Source organism: Bacillus sp. JJ1609 (assembly GCF_036967045.1).
Lineage (GTDB): Bacteria > Bacillota > Bacilli > Bacillales > Cytobacillaceae > Mesobacillus.
On the sequence record NZ_JBALSS010000012.1, the window covers coordinates 16477 to 29238 of the forward strand.

Here is a 12762-nt window from a genome sequence, read left to right on the forward strand (position 1 = left end):
GCTAGGCGCTGGAGCTGGATTAAGATAAATACATATACTTATCCACAAGTTTATTATTTTATAAATAATTTCTTAAACAAAAATAAGAGCCATGGGATAACCCATGGCTTTGTTTTACTCAGTTAATAGGAATTGCCAGTCTTACTGGACTTGCTTTTTTCTTTTTGTCATCACCCACTAGGTCACCAGATATAATTTCAACTTCGCTTAGTCCATCCAGTTCATCAACAATAAACCCGACATTCCCTTTTTTCATTTGACCTGCAGCGATTTCCCCATTCAATTCCTCTAGGTAAAAATCATCTTCCCATGTTTTGTGAATGGATCCATTGACTTTCATTAACGCTACGGGAGCGAAATGATAGTTTTCTTTTGAAGTATTTTCAATTTCGATTCCCATCTTTACGAAATCGAATTCTTCTTCATGCGTGTATGGATGAAAAAAATCAATCATGCTGTAGTCAGGAACAAAATGCAGCAACTTAATGTCCTTTATCGTATATTGGATACCGCCTAAAGTTAAATGCTTGTTTACTTCCTTGACTGCTTTTAAAGTAAGTTCACCTTTTCGATCAGTAACTGTGTCCCCTGCCTTTTTTAAAGTACTATCATCTGTTACTTGAGGATTGGGCACATAGATATTATGGGTTTTCGGCTCGTCAACTGCTTTAACAGCCCCAGCAGCTTTAGTTTCTTTAGTGGAGTCCTCATGAGCTGCTGCGGAACAGCCAGATAAAATTGAAAAAGCTAAAAGTAACGTGAGATATTTTTTCATTGAGAAACCCCTTCTCTAAGAAACTTCCCGCCGTGGCCTTGGCCCCGGCGGGAGATTTAATGTTTATTTTCTTTTGCCATTTTCAAGGATATCAAAAATATGCTTAGCATTGTCCGTGTTGTCAATCTGTCCGTAGAAGCGTTCTTTTCCAGGTCCAAAAGCGTATACCGGAACATCTTCACCAGTATGTCCGCCAGTCGTCCATCCTGTGTGGGAACGGCCATCAAAAATCTTTTCAATAGCGTTATCAATTGTTGATACCTTCTTTGTAGCTGCCGCATCTTTTACTGACTGGATTTCTTCAGCAGTCAATTCAAGATCGATATATTTCTTCAAAGTTTCTTCAACCTCAGCACCATTAGCTATTTCATTAGCCATGAAGTCAGGTGTCCGTTTTGCAGCCTTTACCGGCTCACTAAACCAGTTATATTCACCGTCTGCTCCGATTGAATATCCGCCTGTAGAGTGGTCAGCAGTTGCAACAACCAGAGTATGCTTGTCCTTCTTCGCAAATTCGATTGCAGCCTTATAAGCCTTTTCAAAGTCCTCCATCTCGCTCATAGCGCCAACAATATCGTTGTCATGGCCTGCCCAGTCAACCTGGCTGCCTTCCACCATCAGGAAGAACCCGTCTTTGTCCTGGTTTAAACGCTCGATCGCAGAGGTAGTCATATCCGCTAAGGATGGAGTTTTTTCTTCGCGGTCTATCATTTTAGGCATCCCGCCATCAGCAAATAATCCAAGGACTTTTCCATTTTTGTCATTAAGCATTTGCGTTTTGTCTGTAACATAGCTGTAGCCAGCTTTTTTGAATTCACCAGTAAGGTCTCTGTCCTGGCGTACAAAATTGCTTAATCCGCCACCAAGCATTACATCCACTTTATGTTCGCCGTTAATCATTTCATCATAGTAATCATCCGCAATCGAATTCATGTTTTTCCTTGAAATATCATGCGCACCAAAGGAAGCAGGGGTTGCGTGAGTGATTTCAGATGTAGCAACAAGTCCAGTTGCCTTGCCATTTTCCTTTGCTGCTTCTAGAACGGTTTTTACTGGTTTTTGATCATTATCAACAGCGATCGCTGCGTTGTATGTTTTAATCCCAGCAGACATCGCGGTTGCTGCTGCAGCAGAATCAGTTACATTCTGTTCAGGATCTTCAGGATATGTCATCTGGTTTCCAACAAGATACTTATCAAATTCGGTCTTTTCCATTTCAGGTGTTTCAGGGTTGTCCTTTAAATAACGATAAGCTGATGTATATGAATTACCCATGCCGTCACCTATTAAGAAAATCACGTTCTTAATTTCTGCACGATTATCACTTACATCATTTTCCGCCTTTGCATTAAATGTCCCTGCTAAGCTGCCGAACGCTACAGTGGAAAGTACAGCGAACGGGAGAATCTTCTTTTTAAAGTTTTTTTTAATCATTCCAAGACCTCCAGATAAGTTATTTAAGCCACTTCCCTACTATAAAGACAGTCTATTAATCTCTCATTAAATGAATGTAAAAGAAGGTTAATTAATTGTTACATCGCCCTTTACAATCTTGTTTATGGAATATAAGGGAAATAATTTCTGATGAAAATAAAAAAAGCAGGCTATGATTACCTGCTTCGATACCTTCTATTTCTTTTTTGTTTCCGGTTCAATACCAAAACACCGGCAGCAAGCAAAAGCAATATACCACCTACAATAGAATTAAGTGACAATACCCCGCTCTGTTCTGCCTTCTGTGTAGTATTCTTTACTTCTAGTTTTTTCTTTATTATCGGCTTCAGTTCAACGGTTTGGATAACCTTACCTTCTCCTTTTTCGATAGACAATACTCCATCTGAGTCAACAGTTCTCTTGCCCTCGGCAATTGGTTCAGTCAAGAAAGTATCCGCTTTAGAGATGAATCGCAGCTTCCCGCTTGTGAATTCTTCACCCTTTTTGACCTGAGAGGATTTAAAATTAGCGAATCCATAGTCAAACAGGTTAATTGTGTCATCGTATATTTTCCTTTTATATTCTGATTTTAACAGGATTGCAGTTAATTTAAGCTGGCCATTTTCAGCCGTAGTCGCTAATGTTTGCTTGGACTGGTCAACAAATCCCGTCTTTCCTCCGCTAACTCCTGGATAGGCGATTTCTCCTTTTAGCATCCGATGGTGAGACAAAATAGTTGTGTCCCAGGATTCTCCATCCCATTTCATTTGTTTTGTTCCAAAGATTTCACGAAAATCCTTGTTTTTCATCGCATAATTCAAGATCATGCCTAAATCCTTAGCCGTTGTATAATGATTCTCATCGAATAAACCGTGCGGATTAACAAAATGTGTTGCTTTTACACCTACCTCGGATTCAAGAAACTCATTAACATGTTGAGAATACTTTTCCATCGTCCCGTCCAGATGGATTGCGATTGCTAGTGCAGCGTCATTTCCAGAATTGATCAACATACCCTGGATAAGCTTTCTTAAAGTCACTTGCTCACCTGGATTTAAATATACCCTTGTTCCATCTATATTTAATACTTTTTCACTTACTATTACTTGATCATTCAAATTCCCTTTTTCAATTGCATAGATTGCTGTAGCAATCTTAGTGAGGCTTGCAGGATACATTTTCACCTCTTCATTTTTACCGAAGAGTATCGCACCCGACTGTGTGTCCATTAATACAGCAGCCTCCGACGTTAGTTCAGCGAAATCATCTTCAGCCTGTACAGGTTCATTTAAGGTATTAAATCCAAACATGATCAATATAGAAAGTATTATTAATTTCTTCATTCAAACACATCCATTATCCTAGTCTCCGAGTATAATTTTAGCAAATATATAACTAGATTTCTGCAAAGTTATTGAATTTTAATAATAATGGAATATTAAAGCATTATAGTTAAAATTCAGCGGAAAACCAGTGAACTTTGGGGCGAAATTAGTTAAAAAAGGAGTTTTTGAGTTGGTGAATTGCTTTGGCAAAGAAAATGCTGCCGGGCATTTTAAACATTGCGAAAAGGCAATCAATGCCTTAGAGATTCTCTTCTATATCTTCAGACAAGGCCGTTAATGGATCACAAAATATAAGCCCATCAAGAAAATCTTGATGGGCTATTTAGTAATGACGTGTTTAAATACTATTGATTCAAGATAAGGCACATATATCTCATCTCTGGCTAGAGCTGCCCCATAATCTCTTTTCAAATGACGCTCTGCATCGGAAAAACTCTCATACGGCCCTAATTTATCATTGTTACTTAGCGACACAAAATATTCCTTTCCCTCAGCATAAATCAAAAATAAATTCCTTTCTCTATTCTCATAAAGACAGCCATTCTTTGATTCCTTGAGGTTATAAACATTTCTTGCTGCATCCTGTCTGATAGGATCGAGAGGAAAGGCTTCATCTATGTAGCGAGTATATGCTTCACCGCTCATTGAACATCCAGCCGCCTTTGCGTGACCACCACCACCATACTCTCCTGCAACAGCTGAAACATCTACATTGTCATGTATGGTCCTGAAACTGATTTTTTTGCCTCCCAAATTGATAATGGCTATATAATCCAGATGAAGGAATTCTTTCCCTAGTTCATTACCCAATTCAGAATGGTAGGATTCAGCGTGGACAATCCCCCCATATAGTCCATTTGAGTTTATCTGTACAATTTCACGCTTCTTCCTTCTAATATATCGATCAATTTTATCTTCTTCCATTTCCAGCAGTTTTTGCTCAAATTCATCAAATTCAAAATGCTCTCCTGTCTGGAGACGAGGAACAATCCGTTCTTCAAAATCTTCTATCGATATCATAAAAAATAAATCATTTAAGTTTTTCGCCTTGTAATTTTTGAGAATATCCCAGTCCCATGTATCATACTGCCTGACGAGTTCTACAAATTCATCTATTGACTCATTTTTTTGCAAATGCTTCTCATTAACTAGATATTCATATACCAGCGAAGCAGCACTTGTTAGCGTCCCGTTTTGGTCTTCTACTTTAACATCGCCCCAAGTGTAATCATTGAAATGCAAAGCTGTTTTATGGTGGTCAATCAGCTTTGCTTTTCCTCCAGCTAAAACAAATTCATTTATTTTTTCAGCCATCTCACTATTGACTGACAGATCAGTAATAAACAATAAATCCTCTTTCTTCATTCTGTCATTCATTCTTTCAAAATATCGCTCCACCTGAAAGTTTAGACCAGAAACCGAATTATATCGAACCTCCACTCTTTCTCCAAAGGCAAGCCTAAATAGAATCCCGCAGGCAACTCCATCCAGATCGTTATGTGTGAATAAACGGTACATAGCTTCCTCCTTACATTTTCTCTAATTTATGGTTTGTTTACTGGTTTCAAACTATTCCTCTAAAAAAACACATAGAAACCTGAAAAATTTAGACAAGTTCTTTATATGGACGAGCATAAATATTTAAAAAGGAGGTGAAAATATGCATTTCATCGTTGTGAAAAAAAGAGCATTATACTTAGTGGGCGTACTTGCTCTTCTTGCTATAATTGGATCATTTTGGATGAACTTCAAGTCGGATGCCACTCCAGCTATTAGCCAGCAAAAAGAGACAATCCGTGAGATTCACCTGGTAACCGGTGAATTTAAATCATCAACAGAAGATGGAAAAGAAATTGAGGCCTATCGTTGGGACCCAGGAACCATCTTTGTTGAAAAAGGAGAAAAAGTCCGATTAAAAATTTTAGGGGTTAATGGAAAAGAACACCCATTCATTATTGAAGGTACAGATATTAAAGGTATTGTTAAAAAGGGGGAAGAAACAGTCGTTCCTCTGCAATTTGACAAAGAAGGAACCTATAGACTTATTTGCATGATACACACTAAAGCAGAAAACAGCGGTCCGATGATCGCTTACATTGTGGTTGATTAATATATTCCTTTCTAAGAACAGGATTCCATATCCTGTTTTTTCTTTTTCTTTATCTCCCCTTCTCCTCTATTTGACACAAAACATACAAAACAATACATCCATAGTGGCAACGTTTCCTGATAGTATTATTTATCATACATATTCTTATATAACAGAACCCATAAAGTCATAGATAATTATAATACAGTTTACTTGGACAATATTCAAAAAACACATTTTCAATTGATATTCACACATTGTTCATCATTTCACAATATTGTCACACCCAAACTGTTATAGTCATAGTATGATGAAAGTGTGATAACTGTTATATAAATAATTACTTCTGAGGTGACTTAAAATGGAACAGTGGAAAGGTTTTAAAAACGGTACTTGGCTGGAAGAAATCAATGTTCGAGATTTTATCTTAAATAACTACACTGAATATACAGGTAATTCAAGCTTCCTGGTAGGAGCCACTGAGGAAACAAACCTTCTGTGGCAGCAGGTCCTGGAATTAACAAAACAGGAGCGCGAGAATGGCGGAGTTTTGGATATGGACACAGAAGTCGTGTCAACCATCACATCTCATGGCCCAGGATATCTGGACAAAGCAAAAGAAAAGGTTGTTGGCTTCCAGACCGATCAGCCATTTAAACGCTCAATGCAGCCATTCGGAGGCATTCGCATGGCTAAGGCTGCATGTGAAGCATTTGGTTATGAACTGAATAAGGAAGTTGAAAAAATCTTCACAGATTTCCGCAAGACACATAACCAGGGTGTGTTCGATGTTTATACAAAGGAAATGCTCCAGGCACGTAAAGCTGGTATCATCACTGGGCTTCCTGATGCTTATGGACGCGGACGCATCATTGGGGACTACCGCCGTGTTGCGCTGTATGGTGTTGACTTCCTTATGGAGCAAAAGAAGAAAGACCACGGTTTGACAAGCAGCGTCATGACAGAAGACACTATGCGCCTTAGAGAGGAAATTTCAGAACAATACCGTGCATTAAATGAATTGAAAAAGCTTGCTGAAAGCTATGGCTATGATATTTCTAAGCCGGCTTCTAACGCAACAGAAGCTTTCCAATGGGTTTACTTTGCTTATCTAGCTGCAATAAAAGAGCAAAACGGTGCGGCAATGAGCCTAGGACGTGTGGCTACCTTCCTGGATATATTCATCGAGCGCGACCTGCAAAACGGCACATTGACTGAACAAGAAGCACAGGAACTGGTCGACCACTTCGTCATGAAGCTCCGACTTGTAAAATTCGCAAGAACACCTGATTATAATGAATTGTTCAGCGGTGACCCAACCTGGGTAACGGAATCAATCGGCGGCATGGCGCATTGCGGCAAGTCACTTGTTACGAAAAACTCTTTCAGATTCCTTCATACACTAGATAATCTGGGACCTGCTCCTGAACCTAACCTGACTGTTTTATGGTCTCCTGGCCTTCCAGAGAACTTTAAGAAGTATTGTGCGGAAATGTCGATTAAAACCAGCTCAATACAATATGAAAACGATGACCTGATGCGCCCTGAATATGGCGATGACTATGGAATTGCCTGCTGTGTATCAGCAATGGAAATCGGAAAACAGATGCAGTTCTTCGGTGCACGTGCAAACCTAGCAAAAGCACTGCTTTATGCCATCAATGGCGGTGTTGATGAGAAGCTTAAAATCCAAGTGGCACCAGGTTTCAGCCCGATCACAAGCGAAGTTCTCGACTATAATGAAGTCATGTCAAAATTCGATAACGTCATGGAATGGCTCGCAGGCCTCTATATCAACACTTTGAACATCATTCATTACATGCATGACAAATACAGCTATGAAAGAATCGAAATGGCGCTTCATGATACTGAAGTCCTTCGCACAATGGCAACAGGAATTGCCGGTTTAAGCGTCGTAGCCGATTCCTTAAGCGCGATAAAATACGGGAAGGTTAAAGTAATCCGCGATGAAAATGGCATTGCAGTTGACTTCGAAACTGAAGGTGATTTCCCTAAATACGGAAATAATGATGACCGCGTTGACAGTATCGCAGTTGAAATCGTAAAAACCTTTATGAAAAAGCTGCGTAAGCACCCAACTTACCGCAATTCATTGCATACAATGTCAATCCTTACCATTACTTCAAACGTTGTATATGGTAAGAAAACCGGAAATACACCAGACGGAAGACGAGCTGGCGAGCCATTCGCTCCTGGAGCAAATCCAATGCATGGCCGGGATACAAAAGGAACTCTTGCTTCCCTGTCTTCTGTCGCAAAACTACCATACAGCTATGCTATGGATGGAATCTCAAACACCTTCTCCATCGTTCCAAAAGCGCTTGGAAAAGAGGAAGAAAGCCGCACAAGCAATCTCGTATCCATCCTCGATGGCTACGCAATGAAAGATGGCCATCATTTAAATGTTAACGTGTTTAATAGAGAAACTCTAATGAATGCCATGGCACACCCAGAAGAATATCCACAGCTGACCATCCGTGTATCTGGCTATGCAGTAAACTTCATCAAGCTGACACGCGAGCAGCAAATGGATGTAATCAACCGTACTTTCCATGAATCTATGTAATGAATAGCCGTATGAAAGCGGCGGAGAACAAGGAGTTCCCTCCTACTCTGAGGAACTCCTGTTTTACCAGAAAGGAGCAATCATCATGAACGGAAACATTCATTCTATCGAAACATTTGGCACTGTCGACGGACCAGGAATCCGCTACGTTATCTTTACACAGGGGTGCCTGCTGCGCTGCCAATTTTGCCATAACGCAGACACCTGGGAGATCGGCACTGGCAAACAGGTGGCTGTTTCCGAAATCATCGATGATTTAACTACCTATTTACCATTCATTCAATCATCAGGCGGGGGCATAACTGTCAGTGGTGGTGAGCCATTGCTGCAGATTCCGTTTATTACAGAGCTTTTCAAGGAGTGTAAAAAGCTAGGCATCCATACTGCTATTGATTCATCAGGTGGCTGCTTTTCAAGTGCGCCCCTCTTTCAGGAGCAACTGGAGGAGTTAATGAAATATACTGACCTAGTCTTATTGGATTTGAAGCAAATCAACAGGAAAAAGCACATTAAACTTACAGGCATGGCTAATGACCATATTCTTGAATTTGCCCGCTACCTATCAGACCATCATATTCCCATTTGGGTACGGCATGTCCTTGTACCAGGAGTGACAAACGATATCGAAGACCTCACTCAATTGGGAGAGTTTATTGGAACCCTTGAAAATGTTAAAAAGGTAGAAGTTTTGCCGTACCACAAGCTTGGTGTTTACAAGTGGGAGGCTCTAGGGCTGGAATATCCTTTAAAGGACGTTGAACCTCCTGCCGATGCTGAAGTTGAAAATGCATATGAATTATTGACAGCCAAGGTTCGAATAGTTTAATAGGTTATGAAAAACAGCAGACAAAGTTGTCTTGCTGTTTTTTTCTGCACACCTTTTTGATATTTATCAAGTATGATTAAGATATCAGCTGCAGGTGGAGGAGTTTCTCTATGTATCAGTTTTTCAATGATATCAGCCGGTTCTTAAGCCGTCCATTTTTTACACTGGTTAACCAAACAGAACAAATTCCTATTTTGGCGAGTTTCTTGCTGGGACTGGTCGGTGCCCTAGCACCCTGCCAGCTGACAGGAAACCTTGGAGCCATCACATATTATGGGAATCGCAGCCTGCAAACAAGAAGTCAATGGGTTGATATAGGCTACTTCATCCTAGGAAAAATCACCGTTTTCTCTTTGCTTGGAATGGCTTTTTGGTTAATCGGCCAAAGCTTCCAGGAGATTTTGCCTGGTTTTTTTTCATTGTTCAGGAAGCTTATGGGGCCATTATTCGTTCTGATTGGATTTACTCTTATCGGCGTATTGACACTTAATTGGCTAACTAGGTTAACAACGCTCTTGCCAAAATGGAAAGGAAATGGACGAACTGGTTCTTACTTAATGGGAGCAAGCTTCTCAATTGCGTTTTGTCCCACCATGTTTTCGTTATTCTATTTCACCCTTATGCCCATTGTACTTAGCTCGTCATACGGGGCTGCTTTGCCGTCAATTTTTGCGATTGGCACCTCAATTCCTGTCATCATTTTTGCAGGGATCATTTCATTTATAGGTCTTGATGGCTCCTTAATGAAGAAAAGCCGCAAATTTGGCATCCTTATCCAGAAGATTGCAGGGTATTTTTTAATCATTCTCGGAATTTTAGATACTATTACCTATTGGGCATAGCAGAAAAAGGCTGACACCGTGTGTCAGTCTTTTAGTTTATGGGTTAATTTTACTAAAGCCTCAGTGATTTCCTTCCGTTCAGAATCTGCAATTACGGATGAAATTATCTCTTCTTTAGAAAGTTTGTCAATTGCTTCGTGTTCAGCATAATAGGCAAATTTCATTAAGATTTCCATTTGCTTTTCTTTTAATTTAGGGTTTATTTTGAACAGTTCTTCAAGTTCTCCAATCGCTATTTCCATCTTCAATTGGTAATTAGCCAAGAATTCATCTGTCATTGTTTTTGTTAAATAATATTTACCCTTAGCTTTTTTTATCTCATCAATAGCTTTTTCATACCTGTACAGCTTTGTAAGGATTTTTTCATACTCTGAATGATTCTCGTCTTTCATATTGACTCCCAAATATGAAATAAGCGGCTTTATGGAAAGTCCCTGCACGAGAAGGGAAAAAAGGACAACGCTGAAAGCAAGGATTAACAAATTCTCTCTTCCTTGAAAATCTCTAGGAAGACTTAATACTAGTGCTATGGACAATGAACCTTTAAGGCCTCCCCAATTTAGGATGTGTTTCCAATTGGTGCTGAAGCTTTTTACAGAAATCATACTTAGATATACCGCTGCACTTCTGGATATCAGGACGATAATAATTGCTCCTATAATCATTCCCCATTTATCATTTATATCAATCCTTGTAATTTCCAGTCCAATCATTAAAAAGACAATAGAATTGGCTAAAAGTGCTGTAACTTCCCAAAAATTATTAATATTAAGTTTCGTAGTTGGACTCATCCCTATCCTTGCTCCGAAATTGCCAAAAATCAAAGCCCCTACAACTACTGCTATTACACCAGAAGCATGAACACTTTCAGCAATTAAAAAAGATCCATAAAACAAAATGATACTAAAGATGATCTCTAGTGGATAATCATCATAATATTTTGTCAATACTGAGAATCCATATCCCATAGCTCCGCCGATAATCAATCCTAAAGAAATTACCCTGATAAAATCCCAAACGCCTAATCCAAGTCCAGACCAGCCAGCGTCTAAATATGTAATCAGAGAAAAGGCTGAGATTTTAAATAGGACGACAGCTAGGCCGTCATTGAATAGACTTTCCCCTTCGATTACTACTTCGAGCCTCTTCTTTACACCAACACTTTTAAAAATAGACAATACACTAACCGGGTCAGTCGCACTCATTAGCGCTCCAAAAACGAAGGCAGCTGATAATGATAATCCAAGTAAATAGTAAGCAGAAAAACCGATAATGAGAAAGGACAACAAGGTTCCTGCAAAAGCTAAAGCAAGAATAGGCTCCTTATTATCTTTCAAATGAGAAAATGGCAGCTTCAGGGCTGCTTCCCCCAGTAGTGCAGGAAGAAATAAAGTGACTATGACAAAATTAAAAATCTCACCTTCAGTGATAAACAGCTTTAAGGGTTCCAGCATGCTCACGTTCAATAACCCGATTATTGCCCCAACAATTACTAATGCAATTGGATAGGGTTGCTTCACCTTTTTGGCAATGGCCGTTGTACCCGCTGCAATCATAACCAAAAACAGACCAGTTTTAAATATTTCATGCAGATTTAAATCTACCAAATAATACACCCCCTTTTTTTATTATTCTTGTATAGATTCTCCCCTAACCAAAAGATAATAATTAATTTCTATTGACAAAAAAATCTGTGAATATTAAAGTCAATATGTAAACTAAAATACATAAAGGTTAACAAAAGGGGAGAACAAACGAATGAACAAACAACAGCTGAAACTAAGAATGATGATCATTACCGCTTTATTCGCCGCCATTATCGGTGTTTTGGCTCAAATGACGATTCCGCTTCCGCTTGTGCCGATCACTGGTCAAACATTGGCAATCGGTCTAGCCGCTACTATACTAGGATCTCGTTATGGCACTATCTCAGTTCTGCTTTATCTATTTATCGGTGCAGTCGGTGTACCCGTTTTTGCCGAATTCTCTGGCGGTTTTTCAAAGCTTGTAGGACCAACCGGGGGATATTTAGTTGGTTTTGTCCCAGCGGCCTTCATCATTGGCTGGGTGCTTGAAAAGACTTCTTTTACTTTTATGAATGCCATGATCGGAAATACAATCGGTATGCTGATCACTCTTATTTTTGGAACAGTCTGGTTGAAGATCGCACTGGAAATGTCATGGACTGCGGCATTCACAAGCGGCTTTGCACCTTTTATCATTGTGGGAGTTATTAAAGCAGCATTGGCTTCCTGGATTGGAATCATTGTCCGCAACAGGCTTGAAACAGCAAAACTTCTTGTTCCACATTCAAATCTCTCAAAATCAGCTTAAGGAAAAGCCATGGATCATATCCATGGCTGTTCTTTTTTAGGCAATATTCATATTTTCCTTATATCCAGGCTCGCAATAAATACATACAGGTTCATCATAATCAGTTGAATTAACGTCTTCCCCATTATATTCTATTCCACATAACGAGCATTCAACCATCTCATCGCCGGCATTCTCTGCCGCTTCAGTAATGGAATCATTCACCTTCAATTCCCCGATCCATATCCCGCTGATATTTGACATTTCAGTTTCTATATATAATTTAGCTGCTTCCTCTGTTTCCCATACTCCATGATCCCACAGCATCTCCTCAGCACTTCCTGAATTGATCATTAATCCATATACGGTTTTCATTTTTTTGCTACCCCTTTCAATAGGCGCATTATTTGAAGGATTGTCCTATATAATTAGCCCATTTTCCAGTATTTGAAACCACACTCCCTTTAACAATCTTTGGAAATGAAACCTTTTAGATCATTATTACGTATAGGATAAAAGTTCAAATTGATTACTGCATTGGAATGAAATA

At 39.4% G+C, this 12762-nt stretch carries 11 protein-coding genes; 5 read left to right on the forward strand and 6 right to left on the reverse strand.

Annotated features, from left to right (window positions below; translation table 11 throughout):
* Positions 1–118: 118 nt before the first annotated feature.
* The 4 genes from V7654_RS10955 to V7654_RS10970 all read right to left on the reverse strand — a co-directional run bounded on the left by V7654_RS10955 (position 119) and on the right by V7654_RS10970 (position 5073).
* Complete coding sequence (locus tag V7654_RS10955; protein ID WP_335430368.1) at positions 119–775, reverse strand: DUF4352 domain-containing protein; 657 nt, start codon at positions 773–775, stop codon at positions 119–121.
* Positions 776–838: 63 nt separating this feature from the next.
* Complete coding sequence (locus tag V7654_RS10960; protein ID WP_335430369.1) at positions 839–2209, reverse strand: alkaline phosphatase; 1371 nt, start codon at positions 2207–2209, stop codon at positions 839–841.
* Positions 2210–2385: 176 nt separating this feature from the next.
* Positions 2386–3552: a D-alanyl-D-alanine carboxypeptidase family protein gene (locus V7654_RS10965; protein WP_335430370.1), complete on the reverse strand. Its 1167-nt coding sequence runs from the start codon at positions 3550–3552 to the stop codon at positions 2386–2388.
* A 321-nt stretch (positions 3553–3873) separates the two neighbouring features.
* Complete coding sequence (locus V7654_RS10970) at positions 3874–5073, reverse strand: DHH family phosphoesterase (protein WP_335430371.1); 1200 nt, start codon at positions 5071–5073, stop codon at positions 3874–3876.
* Positions 5074–5215: 142 nt separating this feature from the next.
* Here V7654_RS10970 and V7654_RS10975 point away from each other — a divergent pair, with 142 nt between their 5' ends.
* From V7654_RS10975 to V7654_RS10990, 4 genes are all read left to right on the forward strand, one after another.
* Positions 5216–5665, forward strand: coding sequence for a cupredoxin domain-containing protein (locus tag V7654_RS10975; protein WP_335430372.1), 450 nt, complete (start codon positions 5216–5218; stop codon positions 5663–5665).
* A gap of 340 nt (positions 5666–6005) precedes the next feature.
* Positions 6006–8231, forward strand: coding sequence for a formate C-acetyltransferase (pflB, locus tag V7654_RS10980; RefSeq protein WP_335430373.1), 2226 nt, complete (start codon positions 6006–6008; stop codon positions 8229–8231).
* A gap of 82 nt (positions 8232–8313) precedes the next feature.
* The gene (pflA, locus tag V7654_RS10985; RefSeq protein ID WP_335430480.1) at positions 8314–9057 is read left to right on the forward strand and encodes a pyruvate formate-lyase-activating protein; all 744 of its coding nucleotides are present in this window, start codon (positions 8314–8316) and stop codon (positions 9055–9057) included.
* Positions 9058–9167: 110 nt separating this feature from the next.
* Entirely contained in the window at positions 9168–9899 is a 732-nt protein-coding gene (locus tag V7654_RS10990; RefSeq protein ID WP_335430374.1) for an urease accessory protein UreH domain-containing protein, read from the forward strand.
* A gap of 23 nt (positions 9900–9922) precedes the next feature.
* On the opposite strand, the gene V7654_RS10995 is transcribed toward V7654_RS10990, so the two are convergent.
* Complete coding sequence (locus tag V7654_RS10995) at positions 9923–11455, reverse strand: cation:proton antiporter (RefSeq protein ID WP_438825287.1); 1533 nt, start codon at positions 11453–11455, stop codon at positions 9923–9925.
* A gap of 202 nt (positions 11456–11657) precedes the next feature.
* On the opposite strand from V7654_RS10995, the gene V7654_RS11000 reads away from it, so the two are divergent.
* Positions 11658–12233: a biotin transporter BioY gene (locus V7654_RS11000; RefSeq protein WP_335430376.1), complete on the forward strand. Its 576-nt coding sequence runs from the start codon at positions 11658–11660 to the stop codon at positions 12231–12233.
* Positions 12234–12269: 36 nt separating this feature from the next.
* On the opposite strand, the gene V7654_RS11005 is transcribed toward V7654_RS11000, so the two are convergent.
* A complete protein-coding gene (locus tag V7654_RS11005) occupies positions 12270–12587 on the reverse strand; it encodes a hypothetical protein (protein ID WP_335430377.1) in 318 nt (105 codons plus the stop codon).
* Positions 12588–12762: the final 175 nt, after the last annotated feature.